Annotated in this window: 21 protein-coding genes; 9 read left to right on the top strand and 12 right to left on the bottom strand. The window is 64.2% G+C overall.

Annotation, left to right across the window (positions count from 1 at the left end; all coding sequences use genetic code 11):
* Positions 1–307 precede the first annotated feature (307 nt).
* The 3 genes from H7828_RS18415 (at position 308) to tdh (ending at position 3,200) form a co-directional block, all read left to right on the top strand.
* Entirely contained in the window at positions 308–868 is a 561-nt protein-coding gene (locus tag H7828_RS18415) for a helix-turn-helix domain-containing protein (RefSeq protein ID WP_226782631.1), read from the top strand.
* Between the two features lie 104 nt (positions 869–972).
* Positions 973–2,160 (top strand): glycine C-acetyltransferase, encoded by a 1,188-nt coding sequence (locus H7828_RS18410; RefSeq protein ID WP_226782533.1) that lies wholly within the window; start codon positions 973–975, stop codon positions 2,158–2,160.
* Entirely contained in the window at positions 2,157–3,200 is a 1,044-nt protein-coding gene (gene tdh / locus H7828_RS18405) for an L-threonine 3-dehydrogenase (RefSeq protein WP_226782532.1), read from the top strand. The genes H7828_RS18410 and tdh overlap by 4 nt, the downstream gene beginning before the upstream one ends.
* 9 nt (positions 3,201–3,209) lie before the next feature.
* Here the strand turns inward: tdh and H7828_RS18400 are convergent, their stop codons facing one another.
* Both H7828_RS18400 and H7828_RS18395 read right to left on the bottom strand, forming a co-directional pair.
* Positions 3,210–4,499, bottom strand: a complete 1,290-nt coding sequence (locus H7828_RS18400) for an NAD(P)/FAD-dependent oxidoreductase (RefSeq protein ID WP_226782531.1) — start codon at positions 4,497–4,499, stop codon at positions 3,210–3,212.
* A gap of 2 nt (positions 4,500–4,501) precedes the next feature.
* The gene (locus H7828_RS18395; protein ID WP_226782530.1) at positions 4,502–5,203 is read right to left on the bottom strand and encodes a helix-turn-helix transcriptional regulator; all 702 of its coding nucleotides are present in this window, start codon (positions 5,201–5,203) and stop codon (positions 4,502–4,504) included.
* An 80-nt stretch (positions 5,204–5,283) separates the two neighbouring features.
* Between H7828_RS18395 and H7828_RS18390 the strand changes: the two genes are divergently transcribed.
* Entirely contained in the window at positions 5,284–5,883 is a 600-nt protein-coding gene (locus tag H7828_RS18390) for a glutathione S-transferase family protein (protein WP_226782529.1), read from the top strand.
* A 51-nt stretch (positions 5,884–5,934) separates the two neighbouring features.
* Here H7828_RS18390 and H7828_RS18385 read toward each other — a convergent pair whose 3' ends face one another.
* Entirely contained in the window at positions 5,935–7,305 is a 1,371-nt protein-coding gene (locus H7828_RS18385) for a glutamine synthetase family protein (protein WP_226782528.1), read from the bottom strand.
* Positions 7,292–7,981 (bottom strand): type 1 glutamine amidotransferase, encoded by a 690-nt coding sequence (locus H7828_RS18380; RefSeq protein WP_226782527.1) that lies wholly within the window; start codon positions 7,979–7,981, stop codon positions 7,292–7,294. Before H7828_RS18380 ends, H7828_RS18385 begins: the two co-directional genes overlap by 14 nt.
* A 156-nt stretch (positions 7,982–8,137) precedes the next feature.
* Between H7828_RS18380 and H7828_RS18375 the strand changes: the two genes are divergently transcribed.
* From H7828_RS18375 to H7828_RS18365, 3 genes are all read left to right on the top strand, one after another.
* Positions 8,138–9,343 carry a DegT/DnrJ/EryC1/StrS family aminotransferase gene (locus tag H7828_RS18375; protein ID WP_226782526.1) on the top strand — a complete coding sequence of 402 codons (1,206 nt, stop codon included), beginning with the start codon at positions 8,138–8,140 and terminating at the stop codon, positions 9,341–9,343.
* A gap of 89 nt (positions 9,344–9,432) precedes the next feature.
* Positions 9,433–10,797 (top strand): aminotransferase, encoded by a 1,365-nt coding sequence (locus H7828_RS18370; protein ID WP_226782525.1) that lies wholly within the window; start codon positions 9,433–9,435, stop codon positions 10,795–10,797.
* Between the two features lie 88 nt (positions 10,798–10,885).
* Complete coding sequence (locus tag H7828_RS18365) at positions 10,886–11,125, top strand: hypothetical protein (protein ID WP_226782524.1); 240 nt, start codon at positions 10,886–10,888, stop codon at positions 11,123–11,125.
* Positions 11,126–11,156: 31 nt separating this feature from the next.
* On the opposite strand, the gene phaR is transcribed toward H7828_RS18365, so the two are convergent.
* The 3 genes from phaR to H7828_RS18350 form a co-directional block, all read right to left on the bottom strand.
* Positions 11,157–11,696: a polyhydroxyalkanoate synthesis repressor PhaR gene (phaR, locus tag H7828_RS18360; RefSeq protein WP_226782523.1), complete on the bottom strand. Its 540-nt coding sequence runs from the start codon at positions 11,694–11,696 to the stop codon at positions 11,157–11,159.
* 125 nt (positions 11,697–11,821) lie between these two features.
* A complete protein-coding gene (locus tag H7828_RS18355) occupies positions 11,822–12,268 on the bottom strand; it encodes a Phasin (protein WP_226782522.1) in 447 nt (148 codons plus the stop codon).
* Positions 12,269–12,386: 118 nt separating this feature from the next.
* Entirely contained in the window at positions 12,387–14,192 is a 1,806-nt protein-coding gene (locus H7828_RS18350) for a PHA/PHB synthase family protein (RefSeq protein WP_226782521.1), read from the bottom strand.
* A 123-nt stretch (positions 14,193–14,315) separates the two neighbouring features.
* On the opposite strand from H7828_RS18350, the gene phaZ reads away from it, so the two are divergent.
* A complete protein-coding gene (gene phaZ / locus H7828_RS18345; protein WP_226782520.1) occupies positions 14,316–15,581 on the top strand; it encodes a polyhydroxyalkanoate depolymerase in 1,266 nt (421 codons plus the stop codon).
* 41 nt (positions 15,582–15,622) lie between these two features.
* Here the strand turns inward: phaZ and H7828_RS18340 are convergent, their stop codons facing one another.
* The 3 genes from H7828_RS18340 to H7828_RS18330 all read right to left on the bottom strand — a co-directional run bounded on the left by H7828_RS18340 (position 15,623) and on the right by H7828_RS18330 (position 17,643).
* Positions 15,623–16,348 (bottom strand): alpha/beta fold hydrolase, encoded by a 726-nt coding sequence (locus H7828_RS18340; RefSeq protein WP_226782519.1) that lies wholly within the window; start codon positions 16,346–16,348, stop codon positions 15,623–15,625.
* Between the two features lie 111 nt (positions 16,349–16,459).
* Complete coding sequence (locus tag H7828_RS18335; protein ID WP_226782630.1) at positions 16,460–16,891, bottom strand: VOC family protein; 432 nt, start codon at positions 16,889–16,891, stop codon at positions 16,460–16,462.
* Positions 16,892–16,902: 11 nt separating this feature from the next.
* On the bottom strand, positions 16,903–17,643 hold the full coding sequence (locus tag H7828_RS18330; protein ID WP_226782518.1) for an alpha/beta hydrolase: 741 nt from the start codon (positions 17,641–17,643) through the stop codon (positions 16,903–16,905).
* A gap of 174 nt (positions 17,644–17,817) precedes the next feature.
* Here H7828_RS18330 and thrS point away from each other — a divergent pair, with 174 nt between their 5' ends.
* The gene (thrS, locus tag H7828_RS18325) at positions 17,818–19,764 is read left to right on the top strand and encodes a threonine--tRNA ligase (RefSeq protein WP_226782517.1); all 1,947 of its coding nucleotides are present in this window, start codon (positions 17,818–17,820) and stop codon (positions 19,762–19,764) included.
* A gap of 71 nt (positions 19,765–19,835) precedes the next feature.
* Here the strand turns inward: thrS and H7828_RS18320 are convergent, their stop codons facing one another.
* Positions 19,836–20,138: a hypothetical protein gene (locus tag H7828_RS18320; RefSeq protein ID WP_226782516.1), complete on the bottom strand. Its 303-nt coding sequence runs from the start codon at positions 20,136–20,138 to the stop codon at positions 19,836–19,838.
* A 120-nt stretch (positions 20,139–20,258) separates the two neighbouring features.
* The gene (locus H7828_RS18315; RefSeq protein ID WP_226782515.1) at positions 20,259–20,699 is read right to left on the bottom strand and encodes an acyl-CoA thioesterase; all 441 of its coding nucleotides are present in this window, start codon (positions 20,697–20,699) and stop codon (positions 20,259–20,261) included.
* Between the last annotated feature and the right edge of the window lie 146 nt (positions 20,700–20,845).

The following is a 20,845-nucleotide window of genomic DNA, read 5'->3' as shown; positions in this document are numbered from 1 at the left end:
TTTGCAACGTTTTTTGCAACAGACCATTTCAATAAGGCGCATTCTGGCGCAGTGTCAACTGACTGATTATCGTTGCAAAATTAGGATAACCGCATGTAATTACTGGTGAAGCGCACCAACGTGCGCCAACTGTATAAATATGAGTTTGTGATTTGTAATCAGTAGGTCCGCGGTTCGAGTCCGTGTGGGGGCACCATGTCATCATCTTGGACAGACGAAAGCCGCTGGCCGTCGCTTTTGATCACCATTCCGACCCGCCCGGGAAAGTCGGCTTGCGGTCTGGGGGCGCTTGTCGGTAGCATCCGGCATCATGGAGACCACCGACGCCATCCTGTCCCGTCTGCCCAGCCGCCTGAAGGAGGCGCGCCGCTCCAAGGGGTTGTCGCTGGAGGCTGTGGCCAAGCTTTCGGGCGTGTCGCGCAGCATGGTCAGCCAGATCGAACGCGGCGAATCCTCGCCCACCATCTCGACCCTCTGGAACCTGACCCGGGCGTTGCAGGTGGATTTTGCCGGGCTTCTCGACCAGGGGGCCGATCGGCGCATCGAGGTGATCCGCGCCGATGCCGTTCCCACCATCGAGCGGCTGGGCACCGGGTGTGCCATCCGTATCCTGTCGCCCCCCGACGAGGCCGGACGGCACGAGGTCTATGATCTGCGCTTTGCCGCCGGGGGCGCGCTTCTCAGTCAGCCCCACGGTCAGGGCGCGCGCGAACATCTGACAGTGATCGAAGGCCGCCTGTCCGTCACCAGCGGCGAAACAACAGAACACCTGTCGGCGGGCGATACCGCGCGTTATCCGGCCGACGTGGCCCACCGGATCGAGGCCGAAGGCCCGGCCCATGCCTTTCTGGTGGTTCACGGCGCCTGAACCGCGCCTCCGTACAGCATCACGGAAATTTTCCGTCATCACGCATGAACGGTGGTTTCGAAAAGCGGGCCGTTGTGATAGGCCAGGGAAAACCGGAGGGCGCCATGACCAATGCATTTCTTTCCCATGTCACCGACACGCTTGCACAGCTGGACTCGGAACAGTTGCTGAAACGCGAACGCCTGATCACCTCGCCCCAGGGGGGCGAGATAACGGTGAACGGGCGGCAGGTGATCAACCTTTGCGCCAACAATTACCTTGGCTTGGCCGATCATCCCGATCTTGTCGCGGCCGCCAGAAACGTCATGGCTTCCAAGGGGTTCGGCATGGCTTCGGTGCGGTTCATCTGCGGCACGCAGGATTTGCACCGCGACCTTGAAACGCGGCTGGCGCGCTTTCTGGGCAAGGACGATACCATATTGTTCGCCGCCTGTTTCGATGCCAACGGCGGGCTGTTCGAACCGCTTCTGGGGCCGGAAGACGCGATCATCTCGGATGCGTTGAACCATGCCTCGATCATCGACGGCATACGCCTGTGCAAGGCGAAACGCTATCGTTATGCCAATTCCGACATGGCGGATCTTGAAAAGCAGCTGAAGGCGGCCAAGGCCGATGGCGCGCGGTTCATCATGATCGCCACAGACGGCGTGTTCAGCATGGATGGATATCTTGCCAAGCTGCCCGAAATCACCCGCCTCGCCGAAGCCCATGGCGCCATGGTCATGGTCGATGATTGCCACGCCACCGGGTTCATGGGGCCGAAGGGGCAAGGCACGCCGGCCCACTTCGGCGTCGATGTCGATATCCTGACCGGCACCTTCGGCAAGGCGCTTGGCGGCGCGCTGGGGGGCTATATCGCGGGGCCGCAACCGGTGATCGACCTGTTGCGCCAACGCGCCCGCCCCTACCTGTTTTCCAACGCCCTGCCGCCGGTCATCGTCGCCGCCGCGATCGAGGCGATCCGCCTTGTGGAAGAGGGCGACAGCCTGCGCCAACGGCTGTTTGACAATGCCGCCCACTGGCGCGCGGGACTTGAACGCCTGGGGTTCGACATCCTGCCCGGCGAACATCCGATCATCCCGGTCATGCTGGGCAAGGCCGAGCTGGCTCAGGAGATGGCGGCGCGGCTGTTCGAGGAAGGCGTCTATGTCAGCGGCTTCTTCTTTCCAGTGGTGCCGCGCGGCCAGGCCCGCATCCGCACCCAGATGAACGCCGCGCTGTCTCGCGATGAACTCGATCGCGCCCTCGACGCATTCGAAAAGGTCGGGAAGGCCATGAAGGTATTGAAATGACGAATGAAATGCGCGCCCTGACTAAGGCCCACCCGCGCGAGGGGCTTTGGCTGCAAACCGCACCGGTGCCCGAAATCGGGCCTGACGACGTGCTGATCCGCGTCCGCAAGACCGGCATCTGCGGCACCGACATCCACATCTGGAACTGGGATGAATGGGCGCAGAAGACGGTGCCGGTTCCGCTGATCACGGGTCACGAGTTTGCCGGCGAGATCGTCGAACTGGGGCGCAATGTCGACGGACTTGACCTGGGGCAGCGGTGCAGCGGCGAGGGTCACCTGATCGGGCGCAAATCCCGCCAGAGCCGCGCGGGAAAGTTCCACCTCGACCCGGAAACGCGGGGCATCGGCGTGAACGAACAGGGCGCCTTCGCCCAGTTCCTGCGCCTGCCCGCCTTCAACGTCGTACCCCTGCCCGATGAGATCAGCGATGATATCGGCGCCATTCTCGATCCGCTGGGCAATGCGGTTCACACCGCCCTGTCCTTCGATCTGGTGGGCGAGGATGTGCTGATCACCGGCGCCGGCCCCATCGGTATCATGGCCGCCGCCGTGGCGCGTCATGCGGGGGCGCGCAATGTCGTGATCACCGACGTGAACCAGCACCGCCTGGATCTGGCCGCAAAGGTGGCCGACGTGACGCCGGTCAACGTGGCCAGCGACGATCTGGAGGACGTGAAGGCGCGGCTTCACATCAAGCAGGGCTTCGATGTCGGGCTGGAAATGTCGGGCAACCAGGTGGCGCTGGACCAGATGGTCGAGGCGATGGTGATGGGCGGGCGGATCGCCCTGCTGGGCATTCCGCCGGGCAAGAGCCCCGTCGACTGGAGCCGGATCGTGTTCAAGGCCATCACCCTGAAGGGCATCTACGGGCGCGAGATCTTCGAGACCTGGTACAAGATGATCGCCATGCTTCAGAACGGGCTGGATGTCTCGGGCGTCATCACCCACCGTTTCGATGCGGCGGATTTTGCCGAAGGCTTTGCCACGATGAAATCGGGCCAGTCGGGCAAGGTCGTGCTGGACTGGGACAACATCTAGCCCCGGGCGTCACAGCCCCAGCCGGTCACGCAGGCCATACCATGTCATCGCCAGCGCCAGAAGCGGTGTGCGCAGCGCGCCACCGCCGGGAAAGGCGCGGGTGGGCAGGGTGGCCATGGTATCGAACCGGCTGGCATCGCCCTGCACCGCCGCCGCGATGATGCGGCCTGCCATGGTGGCCATGGCCACTCCGTGCCCGGAATACCCCGAAGCGGTATAGATGCCGCCGTCGCGGTGGAAACAGGGCATCCGGTTCAGCGTGATGGCCAGCGTACCGCCCCAGGCATGGGTGATCTTCACATCGGCAAGCTGCGGATAGATCGACAGCATGGGCCGGCGCACCAGCGCGGCAATGTCGCGCGGAAAGCGGTAGCCATAGCTTTCGCCACCTCCGAACAGCAGGCGGCGATCCTCGGACAGGCGCCAGTAATTCACCACGAAGCGGTCATCGGCCACGGCGATGTCGCGGCTGAGGATGTCATCGGCTCGATTGCCCAGCGGCTCGGTCGCGACGATGAAGTTGTTGATCGGCATCACACGGGCGGCAATATCGGGGTGCAGGCGGCCCAGGTATCCGTTGCAGGCCAGGATGACGTGATCGGCGGCCACCTCTCCGTCTTCGGTGCGCACCAGTCCACCCTCCACCGCCACCACGCGGGATCGTTCGTGGATGCGCACCCCCGCCCCCTGGGCGGCGCGCGCCAGCCCCAGGGCAAAGCGCAGGGGGTGCAGATGCCCCGCCCCCATGTCCAGATCACCGCCCGCGAAACTGCCGGAGCCGATCAGCGCGCCGATCCCGGCCCGGTCCAGTGGCTGCACCGCGTCATAGCCGTAGTCCCGGGCCAGCCTTTCGGCATAGGCGCGGGCATGGGCGGCCGAACGGGCGCCGTGGCAGGCGTGGGCAACCCCGGGGCGCCAGGCGGCGTCGATGTGATGCTCGGCGATCAGGTCCTGCACAAGGGCCTTGGCCTCTTGCGCGATATCCCACAGGGTGCGGGCCGCGCCGGGGGCCTGGCGCTCCAGCCAGTCCTGATCCTGGCGCTGACCGCTGCCCACCTGCCCGCCGTTGCGCCCCGAGGCGCCGAAGCCGACGCGCTGCGCCTCGAGCAGGGTCACCGACAGCCCCGCCTGTGCCAGGTGCAGCGCCGCCGAAAGCCCGGTATAGCCCGCCCCGACGATACAGACATCGGCCCGTTGCGCCCCCTTCAGCGGCGCGAAGGGCGCAAGCGGCGTCGCGGTTTCGGCGTACCAGCTGGCCGGGTAACGGCCCGGCCGGTCATTGGCTGTCAACAGGTCCATCGTCATGGTCTTGCCTTCCGGTCGGTGCCGCGCAGGCGGGCCAGATAATCGCGCAAAAGCGCCACGCGGCGCGGTCGGAACCCCTCATCGCTCAGCGTCACGCTTTCGATGCGGTGCATGTGGAACTGGCGGAAATCGGCACGCAGCAGGCACCATGCCAACAGCGACACGATGCGTTCGGAATAGACGATGGTCAGCGGATAGATCCGCCGCCGCGTTGCCGCACCCGATGCATCGCAATAGGCGATATCAAGCGCGGTTTCGTCCCAACAGGCCTGACGGTACAGCGACAGGTCCAGCGTGGTGGGTGGCGGGCGGCCCCAGCGGTTGACTGTGACAACCGCATGCATCGCCTGACGCTGCTTGGTTTCCGGCAGGGTGGCGATGATCTTGGCCAATGCCGCCTCGCCCGCCGCCACGATGGCCGGATCGCCCCGCGCGGCCAGTTCGCCCATGGCCAGCACCAGCGCCTCAATCTCGATGCGCGAGAAGGACTGTGGCGGCAGGGCCGGATCTTCGGTCAGCCAATACCCCTGCCCCGCCGCCCCGTCGATCACCGCCCCCGCCGCGCGCAGGGCGTCGATATCACGGTAGAGCGTGCGTTCCGACACATCGGTTTCGGCCGCCAGGCGCGCTGCCGTCACCGGCGCAGGCAGGCTGCGCAGGGCCTGAAGCAGGCGCAAGAGACGGTCGGACCGGGCCATGATTTCTACTGACGGAAACTGACAGGATGGCCCCGTTATACAGAACCCGTCACGACAGGCAAATCCCGAAAGGACATATCATGCTGACACTTTTTCACGCGCCGCGGTCGCGCTCCTCGACCATCGTTCAACTGCTTGAGGAACTGGGCGTCTCCGACCGCGTGACCGTCCGGCAGGTCACCATACCCCGCCAGGACGGCAGCGGCGGACGCGACCCCGAGAACCCCCACCCCGATGGCAAGGTGCCCTACCTTGTGGATGATGGCGTGGGCATTCGCGAACGTGGCGCCATCACCCTTTACCTGACCGACAGCTTCCCCGAAACGGGCCTGGCGCCCGTGGTGGGCGACAAGACCCGTGGCGCCTATCTGTCCTGGCTGGACTGGTACGGCAGCGTCTTCGAACCGGTCTTCGTCTTCAAGATGATGGGCATGGATCAGCCGATCCTGCACACCACCTTCCGCAGCATGGACGAGGCGGTCGCCTTCATCGAAGACGCCCTGGCCGACACCCCCTATCTGATGGGTGACAGCTTTACCGCTGCCGATCTTCTGGTGTCCTCGCCGTTTTCCTGGCTGCCCGACATGACACCGGACAGCCCGAAGATCCGGGCCTGGATCAAACGGTGCGAAGACCGGCCCTCATTTGCGAAGATGAAGACGCTGGACGGAATCGACTGACGCGCGGGGCCGCGCCCGATGACGGGTGCGGCCCTTCACGGTGTCGCACGGTCAGACGTTGAGCAGCAGATGCTCGCGCTCCCACGGAGAGATGACATGCAGGAATTCGTCGTATTCCGTGCGCTTCACGATGGAATAGACCCGCGCGAATTCGTGCCCCAGCAGATCGTGCAGCGCGGGGGCGTCCTCGAACAGGTCGATGGCATCGAACAGCCCGCGTGGAATGGCCTCTTCCGCCGTATAGGCATCGCCGGCGAATTCCGCTGTCGGGTTTTCCTTCTCGATCAACCCCAGGTATCCGCAGGCCAGCGAGGCGGCAATGCCGAGATAGGGGTTGCAATCCATCCCGGCCAGGCGGTTTTCAACGCGCCGCCCCTGGGCATCGGAAATCGGCACGCGGATGCCGGTGGTGCGGTTGTCGCGCCCCCATTCCAGGTTGATGGGTGCGGCGTGGTCCTTCACATAGCGGCGATAGCTGTTCACATAGGGGGCCAGCATGGCGATGACGCTGGGCAGATGGCGCTGCATCCCGCCGATGAAATGGTGAAACTCGGGCGTTTCCGATCCATCCTCGGCGGTGAAGATGTTGCGCCCCGTCTCGCGGTCCTCGACCGAGTGGTGGATGTGCATCGCACTGCCCGGTTCACCCTCGATCGGTTTGGCCATGAAGGTTGCGAAACAATCGTGGCGCAGGGCGGCCTCGCGGATCAGTCGTTTGAAAAAGAAGATCTCGTCGGCCAGCTTGACCGGTGATCCATGGCGCAGGTTGATCTCAAGCTGCCCTGCGCCGCCCTCCTGGGTGATGCCGTCGATCTCGAACCCCTGAGCCTCGGCGAAATCGTAGATGTCGTCGATCACGGGCCCGTATTCATCGACGGCACTCATGGAGTAGGCCTGGCGCGCGGCGGCGCGCCGTCCGGTGCGCCCCAGCATCGGTTCGATGCTTTGGCCCGGGTCGATGTTGCGGGCGACAAGATAGAATTCCATCTCGGGCGCCACGATGGGTTTCCAGCCCTTGTCGTGATAGGCCTGCACCACCCGTTTCAGCACATTGCGCGGCGCGGTCGGCACCGGCTGACCGTTCTGCAATGTGGCGTCGTGGATCACCTGAAGCGTCCAGTCCGCCGTCCAGGGCGCCGCCGTCGCCGTGGAATAATCCGGCGTCAGGATCATGTCGGGTTCGGTGAACCCCTCGGTGCCTGCCGCTTCGGCCCAGCCGCCGGTGATCGTCTGGTAGAAGATCGAATTGGGCAGGAAGAACTGCGACTGGCGCGAGAACTTGCTGGCCGGCATGGCCTTGCCCCGGGCGATGCCCGGCGTGTCCGAGATGATGCACTCAACCTCGTCCAGGCGCCGGCCTTCAAGAAAGGCGCGGGCGGCACGGGGGATATGGGCCATCCATTCGGGATCAGGCGCTGACATGGGCACCCGCCTTCAGGAACCGCGCCAACAGATCGCCCATGGCGGCGTTGTCCAGCGGTTCGTTCAACCCATCGGTCGCCTTGTGCAGCAAGGTATCAGGCACCACGCCACGTCCGCGGGTGTTGATCAGACCCTCGATGAAATCGGCGTTGAACTCGGGGTGCGGCTGTACCGTGAAGATCGTGTCGCCATAGGCCAGCGCGGCATTGGCGCAGAAATCGCTGTGGCCCGCCACCCTTGCGCCGGGGGGCACCTGCACCACCTGATCCTGATGCCAGGCGTTCATGTGATAGGTCTTGCCGTCAACCTGGTAGGTGGTGTTGCCCACGGCCCAGCCACCGGCGAACTTCTCGACCCGCCCACCCAGCGCCTGGGCAATGATCTGGTGGCCGAAACAGATGCCGATCATCGGGCGACCGGCGGCGTGAACATCGCGGATGAACCCCTCAAGCGGGGCGATCCAGGGCAGGTCTTCATAGGCGCCATGCTTGCTGCCGGTGATCAGCCAGCCATCGGCGGCGTCGATTCCCGCCGGCATCTCGCCTTCGCAGACGACCCATGTGGTGAAGGTCAGGCCGTGGCCATCAAGAAGGCGGGCGAACATGCCGGGATAGTCGCCCGTCTGCGGTTTCAGGGCGTCCGGGGCCAACCCGGTTTGCAAAATGCCGATATGCATGGATCACCGATCTGTGGAAGTCGCGCAGAGCGTAATCCCTGCCCCGCCCCCTTGCAACAGGCGCGCCGCGTCAGATGATAAAACCCTCGTCTTTGCCCGCCAGTCTTTGTAAAACCCCTTCGTAACGCCACCCCGGACAAAGCAGAGGCGCCCCCCATGTCAGCACCCCGACCGAAATCTGCCCAAGATGGTGATCCGATCCCGGATGCGGCCCTCGCTGCCGTGTCCGAGCTTCTGACTTCGGGCGATCTGTTCCGCTATACCGCGCGGCAGGATGCGCCGGTCACGCTGCTGGAGCAGGAATTCGCGGGCATGATGGGCGCGCGCTATGCGCTGGCCGTGGCGTCCTGTTCTGCGGCGCTGTTCCTGTCGATGCGGGCGCTGGACCTGCCCGCCGGCACCAGGGTGCTGATTCCCGCCTTCACCTTCGCCGCCGTGCCCTCGTCGGTGCTGCATGCGGGATGCACGCCGGTCCTCGTGGAATGCAACGCCGACTACCGTATCGACATGGAGGATTTCGCCGCCAAGCTACCGGGTGCGGGCGCCGTGCTGATCAGCCACATGCGTGGTCATACCTCGGACATGGATGCCATCATGGCGCTTTGCGACGGCGCCGGCGTGCCGGTGATCGAGGATGCCGCCCATTCCCTTGGCACCCTGTGGAACGGGCGCAGGATCGGCACCATCGGGCGCATGGGCTGCTTTTCGTTCCAGTCCTACAAGATGGTCAACGCCGGTGAAGGCGGGATTCTGATCTCAGACGATCCCGAGCTGATCGCGCGGGCCGTCATCATGTCCGGCGCCTATGAACACAACTGGCGCAAGCATGGCCCCGACGCAGCCCTGAGCGCGGCGCTGGCCCGCTGGCAGAACCGCCTGCCGCTGTACAACACCCGCCTGTCGAACCTGTCGGCTGCCGTCGCCCGCCCGCAGCTTGCCGAGCTGCCCGCCCGGATCGCCGCCGGGCTGCGCAACCATGATCGGCTGGCCGATGCCCTGCGCGGCAATCCTCACATCGAAGTGCCCGCCCCCCTGCAAGGCGAGGTGCGCGCGCCCGATTCGATCCAGTTCAACCTGGCAGGGCTGAACGACGGCCAGGTCAGCGCCTTCTGCGACGGGGCCGCCGCCCGTGGTCATGCGGTGCAGGTCTTCGGCGCCGCCCCGGACAATGCGCGCGCCTTCTGGAACTGGGGTTTCCTTGGCGCCATCCCCGATCTGCCGAAAACCCGGGCGATGCTGCAACGGGCCTGCGATCTGCGCCTGCCGGTGCGTCTGACCGATGCCCAGATCGACGGCATTGCCGACGCCCTGCTGGCCGCCATGGACGACGTGACCGCGCCACACCGCGCCACCGGCACCTGACGACAGGAAAGCCGCCCGCCCAAAGATGCCCGATTGATCCCGCCCGCCGGGGCGCATAGCCTTGGGCAAAATGCACGAGGAGTGTAACCATGCGAGACGATGCCCCCAACAGCTGGGAAGCCCGCGCCGAAGCGAACACCTTTTACGGGTTCACCGACCTGCCCACGATCCACAAGCGCGGCACCGTGGTGCTGACCCATGGCGAAGGCCCCTATGTGATCGACGTTCACGGGCGGCGATACCTCGACGCGAACGCGGGCCTCTGGAACATGGTCGCGGGATTTGACCACCCCGAAATGGCCGCCGCCGCCAAGGCGCAATACGACCGGTTTCCCGGCTATCACGCCTTCTTTGGCCGGATGACCGACCAGACCGTGATGCTGAGCGAGAAGCTGATCGAGGTTTCGCCCTTCGAGCGCGGGCGCGTCTTCTACACCAACTCGGGGTCCGAGGCGAACGACACGCTGGTCAAGATGCTGTGGTTCCTCGGCATCGCCGAGGGCAAGCCGCAGAGAAAGAAGATCCTCACCCGGATCAACGGCTATCACGGGGTGACGGTGGTTTCGGCCAGCATGACCGGCAAGCCCTACAATTCGGTCTTCGGCCTGCCGCTGGAGGGGTTCCACCACCTGTCCTGCCCGCATTACTGGCGGTTTGGCCAGGACGGCGAAAGCGAAGAGCAGTTCACCGCCCGCATGGCGGCCGAACTTGAAGAGGTGATCGCCCGCGAAGGCGCCGACACCATCGCCGCCTTTGTCGCGGAACCGGTGATGGGCGCGGGCGGGGTCATCCCGCCGTCGAAAGGGTATTTCCAGGCAATCCAGCCGATCCTGAAGAAACACGGCATTCCCCTGGTCGCGGACGAGGTGATCACCGGCTTCGGGCGCACGGGTGAAATGTGGGGCTGCCAGACCTATGATTTCGTGCCCGACGCGATCATCTCCTCCAAGGCACTGACGGCGGGCTATTTCCCCATGGGGGCCGTGATCCTGGGGCCCGACCTGGCCGACCGGATGCAGGCCGCCAGCGAGGTGATCGAGGAATTCCCCCACGGATTTACCGCCTCGGGGCATCCGGTGGGCTGTGCCATCGCGCTGAAGGCCATCCACCTGATCGAGAACGGTCTGCTGGAACAGGCGCGCGGGCTTATTCCGCAGTTCGAGGCCGGGATGGCGCGCATTGCCGAAATGGACAACATCGGCGAGGCCCGCGGCAAGGGGTTGATGGGCGCGCTTGAGGCCGTGAAGGACAAGGCCAACAAGACGCCCTTCGATGGCGCTCTGTCGGTGAGCGAGCGTATCGCCAACACCTGCACCGATCACGGTCTGATCTGCCGCCCGCTGGGCCAGGCCATCGTGCTGTGCCCCGCCTTCGTGATGACCCCGGCGCAGATGGACGAAATGTTCGCGCGGCTGGAATCGGCGCTCAAGCAGGTCTTCGCCGAAGTGGCGTGACGAAGCGCGGCGGGAGGGGGCCAGCCCCCTCTTGCCCGTTCCGGGCAATTCACCCCCGGGATATTTCAGGACCAAAGATGAGGACGAGATGAGCAAGGACATCAGCGCGGCGCTAGACAAGCTGGAGAATGGCGACTGGGAAGGGGCGCACGAAGTGGCCCAGGCGGGCGATGCCCCCCTTGCCCATTGGCTGCACGCCCATCTGCACCGGGTCGAGGGCGACCCCGACAATGCCGACTATTGGTACCGTCGCGCCAGGCGCGACCGGTTTTCCGGCAGCGAAGAAGAAGAACGCGACGCGCTGCGCGCGGCCTGTTCGCCGGCGTGAGCGGTCGCGTGATGCACTGGGGGTCTTTGCCCTATTTCTCGAGCTTGCCCAGCTTGGCCTGAAGATCGGCCAGTTGGGCGCGGATGTCGTTGAGTTCATCCTTGCTTTCGCTGTCCTCGGCCGGGGTGCCGGGGGTGGGAATCATTCCTCCGGTCATCGCCTTGAGGAAGGCCTGCTGCTGGGCGCGCATCGCCTCGTATCCCGGCATGGCCGCCATCGGGTTGGTGAAGCTCTCCATCGCCTTGGACTGGCCGTCGCGCAGCATGTCAAAGCTCATCGCCAGGAACTGCGGCACCACCGATTGCGCCTGGGTGGTATAGCTGCGCACGAGATCGGTCAGAACGCCCAGGGGCAGCACGGATTCGCCCTTGGATTCATGTTCGGCCACGATTTGCAGCAGGTACTGGCGGGTCAGGTCGTCGCCGGATTTCAGATCGACGATCTGCACCTCGCGCCCGGCGCGGATGAAACCTGCGATGTCTTCAAGCGTGACATAATCGCTGGTTTCGGTGTTGTAGAGGCGGCGGCTGGCGTAACGCTTGATCAAAAGCGGAGCGGCGGTTTCGGCCATTTGAGCCTCCTGGTTTTGCGGTGCAGCGCCAATCTATGGCAGTGCAGCACAAAAAGAAAGGGCGCGCACGAGGCGCGCCCAGGACAATCGCCGGCAGGGAGGAGCGCCGGCGATGATCGCATTCCTTACTTCGCGGTCGCCTTCTTGGCGGCAGCGGTCATGTCCTCGCCGGCCTTCTTGGCGGCGGCGGTCATGTCTTCGCTGGCGGTCTTGCCGGCGGCCAGCATGATCTCGACGGTTTCCATCTGAACCTTCTTGGCCACTTCGGCGAAGGCGGCCATGGATTCGCTGGTCATTTCAGCCTGGGCCGAAGCGAAATCGCTGACCGATTTCTGGTAGTCGGCGGCCTCGGACTTCGACTTGGTCACGTCGCCCATCTTGGCGATGGTGCCCTTGGTCCAGGCGGTCGAGATCTCGGTCGATTTCTCGGCGGCTTCCAGGGCGACCTTGCTCATCTTCTCGCCGAAGGCGGCGTAGGTTTTGAAACCGTCCTGAAAGGCGGTCATGTCGACGGGGAAGGCACCCATCATGTCTTGCATGGTCTTGGTGTAGTCTTGTGCTTTCGTAGCCATATCAGTTCTCCGATCCTGCGGAAGGTCCGCGTTGAATTTCTGAAACCAATATGAATGCTGCACTGCGGCATTTCAAGTTTTTTCTGCATCGCAGCATATTTTCTATAGCGATTGAAAATCAGACCTTTGGCACCGCCGTCACATATGTGCCCGGTGCGGGTGCCAAAATGTCGCGCCCCCCTTCGCCGGGTTTTCGCGCCTTGACCAGCGTTCCCGACCGCTTGCGCAACCAAGCTTCCCAGGTTGGCCACCACGACCCTTCGGTGAAATCCGCGCCCTCTTGCCAGGCGGCTGCCTCTTGGGGCCAGGCGGTGTTGGTGTAGTGGCCATATTTCTTCTTGCTGGGCGGATTGACGATGCCCGCGATATGGCCTGATTCCGACAGGATGAAGGTTTTCGACCGGCTGCCCATCTGGCGGACGCCGTCATAGCTGCTGCGCCAGGCGGCGATGTGATCGGTTTCGCAAGCGATGGCGCAAAGCGGCACCTTCACGTCGGTGATGTTCACGGTTTCGCCAAGCACCGGGAAGCCGCCATCGGCAAAGCGGTTTTCCTGGCACAGCCCGCGCAGGTATTCCATGGCCATGGTCGCGGGCAGATTGGTGCCGTCGCCGTTCCAGAACAGCAGGTCGAAGGCTGGCGGCGCCTCGCCCATCATGTAGCTGCGGATGGCGGGCTTATAGATCAGGTCGTTGGAGCGCAGGTAGCTGAAGGTGCGCGACATGTAGAAGGATTCCAGCACGCCGGTCTTCGAGACCTCCTGTTCCAGGCCATCGACGAAATCGTCGTTCAGGAAGACCCCCACCTCGCCCTGGTCCGAGAAATCGGTGAGCGTGGTAAAGAAGGTCGCCGCCTTGACCGAGGTGTCGCCGCGCTTTTCCAGCAGGGCCAGGGTCAGCGAAAGGGTGGTGCCACCGATGCAATAGCCGACAACGTTCACCTGGTCCTGTCCGGTGATCGCCTTGGCCTCTTCGATTGCGGTCAGATAACCCTTTTCGATGTAGTCGCCCAGCCCGGTATCGGCGAATGAGGCATCGGGGTTCACCCAGCTGACCACGAACAGGGTATAGCCCTGCTCGACGATCCAGTTGACCAGGCTGTTCTTCGGCTTGAGGTCGAGGATGTAGAACTTGTTGATCCAGGGCGGGAAGATCAGAAGCGGCGTCTTGCGCACCTTCTCGGTCTTGGGGGCATATTGGATCAGCTCGAACATCTCGTTTCGGAAAACAACCGACCCTTCCGAGGTGCCGATATTCTCGCCCACCTTGAAGGCCTCCTTGTCGGCCAGGCTGACCAACAGTTCACCGTCCGACGCTTCGATGTCGCGCACGAGGTTTTCGAGCCCGTCCACCAGCGATTGCCCTTCGGTTTCGACGGCGCGGGCCAGGGCCTCGGGGTTGGTGCCCAGAAAGTTGGTGGGGCTGAACATGTCGACGATCTGCTGCGTGAAATAGGTGACACGCTTGCGGTCGGCCGGGTCCAGCCCGTCAAGTGACGTGACGGCATCACGCACTGCCTCGGACGAGAGGAGGTATTGCTGCTTGAGGTAATTGAAATAGGGGTGCGTATCCCACATGGGGTTGGAAAAGCGCTTGTCGCTGGGGCCGGTGTCGGGCGGCGGGGCCAGCTTTCCGCTGGCCAGAGTCTGTTGCGCCTCAAGATAATGCTTCATGGATTTTGCCCAGAAACCAACCTGTTGTTCCATCATCTTGCTGGGGTTGGCCATCATCTCGGCGACGTAGGCGGCGGCGGCTTTCTGGAACAGATCCTGCCCCGGGCCTTGCAGGCTGCCGGGGACCTGGCGCTTGTTCGACAAGGCGGCCACCAGGCGCGCAGACAGCTCTTCGACCTTGGCAAGGTTGGCCTCGAGCAGGGCCGAACCCGCACCGTCCGGGCCGCCCTTCGCGGAATCATGAGTTGTCATATTAACTTTTCCACCCTAGTTTGCTGCACGGCAGCATAATGAACCGCGCCCCCACCATAGCAATTGTGCAAGCTGGGATCAAAGCGTGAGTCTGTCCGGGTTTTCCCCGGGGTAAGGAGCAACATGCGGTATATGGCGACCTATGACATGATGGAAACCATGCGCAACACCAACCAGTGGCTGGGCGCAACGGCGGCCGCCATCGGATCGTACCCTGCCACGGGGCTGTTTCCCAACCCGATGTTCCAGATCATGGCCGCCTGGGGCGAAGTGACCGAACGCAGCTTTGCGCGCATGGTGACGAAACCCGACTGGGGCATCGAAAGCGTGGTCTGCCATGACGGGCGCGACCACGTCGTCAGCACCGTTCCCGAGGTGAGGAAACCCTTCGGCGATCTGATCCGTTTCAACGTGGGCGGACGCAATGCGCGCACCCGGCGCATCCTTCTGGTGGCGCCGATGTCGGGGCACTATGCCACGCTTCTGCGTTCGACCGTCGTTTCGCTTCTGCCCGATGCCGATGTCTGGATCACCGACTGGCACAACGCACGCGACATCCCGGTGTCGGCGGGCAAGTTCGATGTCGAGGATTACACGCTCTACCTTGCTGAATTCATGCGCCATCTTGGCCCCGATACCCATGTCATCGCGGTGTGTCAGCCGGCACCCCTTGCCCTTGCCGCCACCGCCCTTCTGGCCGAACAGACCCCCGAGGCACAGCCGCGGTCGCTGACCCTGATCGGTGGCCCCATCGACCCGGACGCCGCCGACACGGAAGTTACCGATTTCGGCCGCCGGGTGACCATGGGCCAGCTTCAGGAAACGGCGGTGCAGCGTGTCGGCTTCAAATATGCCGGGGCCGGCCGGATGGTTTATCCGGGGCTGCTGCAACTGTCGTCCTTCGTGTCGATGAATCTCGAAACCCACGCCAAGGCCTTCCAGGACCAGATCCTGAGGGTGGCCAAGGGCATCGACGGTGACCACGACAAGCACAACCGCTTTTACGATGAATACCTGGCGGTCATGGACATGACGGCCGAATTCTATCTTTCGACGGTCGAGCGGATCTTCAAGAACCGCGACGTGGCCCGCAACGATTTCACCGTCGATGGGCACAAGGTGGACATCGGCAAGATCACCGATGTGGCGGTCAAGATCGTCGAGGGCGAGAACGACGATATTTCCGCCCCCGGTCAGTGTCTGGCCGCGCTTGACCTGCTGACCGGCCTTCCCGATTCGAAAAAGGCCGCGCATCTTGAACCGGGTGCGGGGCATTACGGCATCTTCGCGGGCAGAAGCTGGCGGAACAATATCCGCCCCCTCGTGCTGGATTTCATCGATGCCAATACCCCCAAAGCATCCAAGCGCACGGTCACCGCGGCGGAATAGGCCGCCGCTGCCCCCGGCCGTGGCGCCGGGGCGCGATATCTTCAGATCTTGTTCAGGATCAGCGCCTGCGGGGCGTCCTGCAACCAGCGCGCCAGCGCCTCGTTCACCGCGCGGGGGCGTTCGACCATGGGCAGGTGCCCCGCGTCGGGCACCGTCACCAGTTGCGCCCGGGGAATCAGCCCCGACATGAACTCGTGGCGGCGCGGCAGATAGAGGCTGTCGTGTTCGCCGCACATCACCATGGCCGGCACCCGCACCTGGCGCAGGGTGCGCTGCTGATCGGGGCGGCGCTGAAGCGCTGCGGCCTGGCGCAGATAGACCTCGGCCCCCTGCTCCATCGCCATGTCGCGGGCGAACTGCACCACCATGTCGTGGTATTCGCCCGGCGCGAAACAGCCATCGGGTATTTCTTCGGCCATGGCCTCGGCCAGGCGGCCGGCCTTGGCGCGGGCGATGCGCAATTCGCGTTCGGCGGCGGCGGGGGGCGTTTCCGACAGGCAGTTGGTGCACATCAGCGCGATCCGCGTCACCCGTTCGGGCGCCCGGCGCAGCATTTCCACCGCCACCATCCCGCCCAGCCCGTGACCGACCAGGGCGAATGTCTCGGGCGCATGGGCAAGGGCATCGCCTGCCATGTCCTCGATTGTGGGGCCGATACCCAGGTGGGCCAGGTGAACCGCATGTGTGGATGACAGGGCTTCGATCTGGGCGCCCCAGATGCGGGCATCGGCCATGAAGCTGGGCAACAGAACCACCGGGTCACTCACGCTGCCTGCCTCCTGCCTTGTTCGAGGGTCCGAATTCGACTGCACCCTAGGCCCGGCCAAATCCGGCTGCAACCAATCAAGAGTCGTATGGCAAAGTTTCGCCCCTGGCCGTCAGGACGCGCCGTTCCATTGAAAGGCGCCATCCCGGCCCAGCGGCGAAAAGGGGTTGTGGGCCACTTCCCAGACATGGCCCTCGGGGTCGGCGAAATAGCCGTGATGCCCGCCCCAGAACACATCGCCCGCCGGTTTCAAAACGCGCCCGCCCGCCGGTTCGACCCGCGCCAGAACCGCCGCCACCTCGGATTTGTCGCGCACGTTATAGCCCAGCGTGATGCCGGAAAACCCGCCGGGCGCCCCGGCCTCGACGCCGATATCGCGCGCCAGGTCTGCCGCCGGATAAAGACAAAGCGTCTGGCCCGGAAGGTCATAGGCAATCACGCCATCCTCGGTTTTCACCCGCTGCCAGCCCATGGCGTCAAAAAAGGCGGCCTGCGCCTCCATGTCGCGCACGCCAAGGGTGATCAGGCTGATCCGCTGTTCCATGGCTCCGCCGCTCATCCTGTCACCTCGTCTATCGCGGTTTCGATCATCGCCAGGCAGGCGGGTGTCGAAAACCGGTGATCGGCCCCCTGCACCAGCGTCAGACGCACATCCGGCCCCTCGATATGATCCAGAAGGCGCAGCGCCACCGACGTCTCGACGTCCTCGTCCGCCGTGCCCTGCAACAGGCGCACCGGCGCGTCGATCTTCAGGGGCTGGCGCAGCACAAGGTTTTCGCGCCCGTCCTCGATCAGCCGCCGGGTGATGACATAGGGGCTGTCTGCATAGGCCGAGGGCAGTTCGACCCGCCCCTGCCCCGTCAGTGCCGCGCGCTGGCTGTCGTCGAACCCCGCCCACATGCTGTCTTCGGTGAAATCTGGCGCGGCGGCGATGCCGACGAAGCCCGCCACCTTTTCGGGCATGGCCCGCGCCACCAGGCAGGAAATCCAGCCGCCCATGGACGACCCCACCAGAACCTGCGGGCCACTTGTCAGCGCGCCGATGGCCGCCATGGCATCCTCGGCCCAGTCGCCGATGCTGCCCTCTTCGAAGGCGCCCGACGATTCGCCGTGGCCGGAATAATCGAACCGCAGAAAGGCCCGCCCCCGCGCCCTTGCCCAGGCCTCCAGGTACACCGCCTTGGTGCCGCCCATGTCGGATTTGAAACCGCCCAGAAACACCACGCCCGGCCCCTTGCCCGGCAGAACATGGTGGGCGATCCTGCGGCCCTGCGGGGTTTCAAGTTCTGCTGCCATCGCGCCCTCCTGATGTTGCGGCAAACCTATCGCACTGACGAAGGGATGCAACGGTGCTTCGGCGGCGCGGGATAGCGGGTTGACACCATCTGCACCGAACGCCATTTCAGGCGCACAACCACATACCCGCAACCGGGCGCTTGGTAGGCGCCAAACCGACGAGGAGCATGGGCCATGACCCAGATTTCCCTTACATTCCCCGATGGCAACGCGCGTCAATTCGATGCCGGCATCACCGCCGCCGAAGTGGCCGCGTCAATCTCGACCTCGCTGGGCAAGAAGGCGATATCGGCCAGCCTTGACGGCGCCCATTGGGATCTGGCCTGGCCCATCGAACGCGACGCCGCCATCGCCATCAACACCATGGCCGACGACGACCCCGCGCTGGAACTCATCCGCCACGACCTGGCCCATATCATGGCCCGCGCGGTTCAGGAGATCTGGCCCGACGTCAAGGTCACCATCGGCCCCGTGCGCGACCAGGGATGGTTCTACGATTTCGACCGCGCCGAACCCTTCACGCCCGAAGACCTGGCCGTGATCGAAAAGAAGATGAAAGAGATCATCAACGCCCGCGAGCCGGTGAAAACCGAGATCTGGGACCGCGACCGCGCCATCGCCCACTACGAGGCGAAAGGCGAACCTTTCAAGGTTGAGCTGATCAACCGCATTCCGGGCGACGAACCCCTGCGCATGTACTGGCACGGCGACTGGCAGGATCTCTGCCGGGGTCCGCACCTGCAGCACACCGGCCAGGTGCCCGCCGATGCCTTCAAGCTGATGAATGTCGCCGGGGCCTATTGGCTGGGTGATTCCAGCCGCCCGATGCTGCAACGCATCTATGGCGTGGCCTTCAAGAACCGCAACGACCTGAAGGCGCATCTGACGATGCTGGAAGAGGCCGCGCTGCGCGATCACCGCAAGCTGGGCCGCGAGATGGACCTGTTCCACATGCAGGAGGAAGCGCCGGGCCAGGTGTTCTGGCATCCCAACGGCTGGACCGTCTACACCACCCTGCAGGACTACATGCGCCGCAAGCAGCGCGCCGCCGGCTATGTCGAGGTGAACACCCCCCAAGTGGTGGACCGCAAGCTGTGGGAGGCTTCGGGCCATTGGGACAAGTACCAGGAGCACATGTTCATCGTCGAGGTCGACGAAGACCACGCGCGCGAAAAGACGATCAACGCGCTCAAGCCCATGAACTGCCCCTGCCACGTCCAGATTTTTAACCAGGGGTTGAAATCCTATCGCGACCTGCCGTTGCGCATGGCCGAATTCGGGTCGTGCAACCGCTATGAGCCCTCGGGCGCGTTGCACGGGATCATGCGGGTGCGCGGTTTTACCCAGGATGACGGGCATATCTTCTGCCGCGAAGACCAGATTGAGGCGGAATGCGCGGCCTTCATCGACTACCTGGCCAGCGTCTACAAGGACCTGGGGTTCGAGAAGTTCGAGATCATGTTCGCCACCCGGCCCGAAAAGCGGGTCGGTTCCGAAGAATCCTGGGATCACGTCGAACAGGCGCTGGAAAAGGCCATCAAGGCCACCGGACACCCCTATACGCTGGACGAAGGCGAAGGTGCCTTCTATGGCCCCAAGCTGGATTTCAAGCTGACCGACGCCATCGGCCGGGTCTGGCAATGCGGCACCTTCCAGGTTGATCCCAACCTGCCCGAACGCCTGAACGCCAGCTATATCGGCGAGGATTCGGCAAAGCACCGTCCCTACATGCTGCACCGGGCCTGCCTGGGCAGTTTCGAACGCTTCATCGGCATCCTGATCGAAAACTGGGCCGGCAAGCTGCCCTTCTGGCTGGCGCCGCGCCAGGTGGTTGTCGCCTCGATCGTGTCGGACGTGGACGATTATGCCCAGGAGGTCGCGGCCAGGCTGCGCGCCGCCGGTGTCCGGGCCGAGGCCGACACCCGCAACGAGAAGATCAACTACAAGGTGCGCGAACACTCCATGGGCAAGGTGCCGGTCATCCTGGCCGTGGGCGCGCGCGAGGTCGAGGAGAAGACGGTCAGCCTGCGCCGCCTTGGCGAAAAGCAGACCAGCACCGTCGCCCTGGCGGATGTCGTGAAGGACCTGGCGCAAGAGGCCCTGGCACCCGACCTGAAATGAACCGAAAAAGGGGCGCGCCAGAACCGGCGCGCCCCTTTTTCACGGCATCGCAAGAACGGGCCGCGCCAAGGTCAGTCGCCCAGTCCCTTGCCCGTCGGAATGCCCTTCTGGGTCGGAATGTACTCGCGTTGCACCCGGCGCACCTTGTGGGCCCGCTTTTTCACCGGGTGCTGCATCATTCTGGCATAGCTTTGGTGCCGCGTCGGGGTGCCACAGCAGATCACGCCGCCAATGGTGACCGGCTGAAGCCCGGCCGGGCAGTAATTGGCCGTGGGATAGGCATAGATGGCGGCATCCTGCGCCAGCGCCACACCGGGTGCCATGGCCCCGATCACCAATCCCATTCCCGCCGCAAATTTCAGTTTCAATGTCATGGCCAATCCTCGTGCCGCTGTGAATGCATTCGCTTTACCTTCCGACAGCCTAGCGCGGCACCTGCCATCGGTCAATTTGGCCGGGCCTGCCAGTGGTCGATTGCACCGCCGCACCCCGGCCTAGGGGGCGCTGCGCATCCGGTAGCGGCCAAGCGCGGCGCGCAACCCGTCGTCCATTGCCGCCGCCTGGGCTTCGACGGTGTTGACATGCACAAGAAAACCAACCGCCGCGGCGACGGTTTCATCGTTGCGGAACAGCGCCAGATCGTAGCGGACCGAAGACCGCCCGACATGCCCCACCGCAAGACCGACCGTCACCAGATCGGGATAGGCCATCTCGGCGAAATAACGACAGCCGGTTTCCACCACCAGAAAGCGCGAGGCCCCATCGGCCGCCTGCCCCTGCCCCAGGTCGCGCAGCAGCAGGTTCACCGCCGTATCGAAGAACTGGTAATGCACCGCGTTGTTCATGTGCCCGAAGGCGTCATTGTCAAACCAGCGGGTGGTCAGCTGCACCGCATGCGGATAGGCGGCAAGGGCGCGTTCATGGCGGGCTAGCATGCGGTCTCGTATGTCATCAGGGCGCGGGTTAACCGCCGCCCTCACCAGGCGCTTGCCATGCGCACGCCTGCCGAGGCATTCAGATTAGCGGCTTAACCTGAGCAGATTCCGCTGGGTCAATACAACCAACCACCCGCGCGCCAAGA

The sequence above is a fragment of the Oceaniglobus trochenteri genome, from assembly GCF_020529025.1.
Classification (GTDB): domain Bacteria; phylum Pseudomonadota; class Alphaproteobacteria; order Rhodobacterales; family Rhodobacteraceae; genus Oceaniglobus; species Oceaniglobus trochenteri.
This window is presented reverse-complemented; position numbering and strand designations above follow the sequence as displayed.

Coding starts and splice junctions, on each gene's coding strand:
- H7828_RS18410 (WP_226782533.1), top strand. CDS start 973: ATGACCAATGCATTTCTTTCCCATGTCACCGACACGCTTGCACAGCTG.
- tdh (WP_226782532.1), top strand. CDS start 2,157: ATGACGAATGAAATGCGCGCCCTGACTAAGGCCCACCCGCGCGAGGGG.
- H7828_RS18400 (WP_226782531.1), bottom strand. CDS start 4,499: ATGGACCTGTTGACAGCCAATGACCGGCCGGGCCGTTACCCGGCCAGC.
- H7828_RS18395 (WP_226782530.1), bottom strand. CDS start 5,203: ATGGCCCGGTCCGACCGTCTCTTGCGCCTGCTTCAGGCCCTGCGCAGC.
- H7828_RS18390 (WP_226782529.1), top strand. CDS start 5,284: ATGCTGACACTTTTTCACGCGCCGCGGTCGCGCTCCTCGACCATCGTT.
- H7828_RS18385 (WP_226782528.1), bottom strand. CDS start 7,305: ATGTCAGCGCCTGATCCCGAATGGATGGCCCATATCCCCCGTGCCGCC.
- H7828_RS18380 (WP_226782527.1), bottom strand. CDS start 7,981: ATGCATATCGGCATTTTGCAAACCGGGTTGGCCCCGGACGCCCTGAAA.
- H7828_RS18375 (WP_226782526.1), top strand. CDS start 8,138: ATGTCAGCACCCCGACCGAAATCTGCCCAAGATGGTGATCCGATCCCG.
- H7828_RS18370 (WP_226782525.1), top strand. CDS start 9,433: ATGCGAGACGATGCCCCCAACAGCTGGGAAGCCCGCGCCGAAGCGAAC.
- H7828_RS18365 (WP_226782524.1), top strand. CDS start 10,886: ATGAGCAAGGACATCAGCGCGGCGCTAGACAAGCTGGAGAATGGCGAC.
- phaR (WP_226782523.1), bottom strand. CDS start 11,696: ATGGCCGAAACCGCCGCTCCGCTTTTGATCAAGCGTTACGCCAGCCGC.
- H7828_RS18355 (WP_226782522.1), bottom strand. CDS start 12,268: ATGGCTACGAAAGCACAAGACTACACCAAGACCATGCAAGACATGATG.
- H7828_RS18350 (WP_226782521.1), bottom strand. CDS start 14,192: ATGACAACTCATGATTCCGCGAAGGGCGGCCCGGACGGTGCGGGTTCG.
- phaZ (WP_226782520.1), top strand. CDS start 14,316: ATGCGGTATATGGCGACCTATGACATGATGGAAACCATGCGCAACACC.
- H7828_RS18335 (WP_226782630.1), bottom strand. CDS start 16,891: ATGGAACAGCGGATCAGCCTGATCACCCTTGGCGTGCGCGACATGGAG.
- H7828_RS18330 (WP_226782518.1), bottom strand. CDS start 17,643: ATGGCAGCAGAACTTGAAACCCCGCAGGGCCGCAGGATCGCCCACCAT.
- thrS (WP_226782517.1), top strand. CDS start 17,818: ATGACCCAGATTTCCCTTACATTCCCCGATGGCAACGCGCGTCAATTC.
- H7828_RS18320 (WP_226782516.1), bottom strand. CDS start 20,138: ATGACATTGAAACTGAAATTTGCGGCGGGAATGGGATTGGTGATCGGG.
- H7828_RS18315 (WP_226782515.1), bottom strand. CDS start 20,699: ATGCTAGCCCGCCATGAACGCGCCCTTGCCGCCTATCCGCATGCGGTG.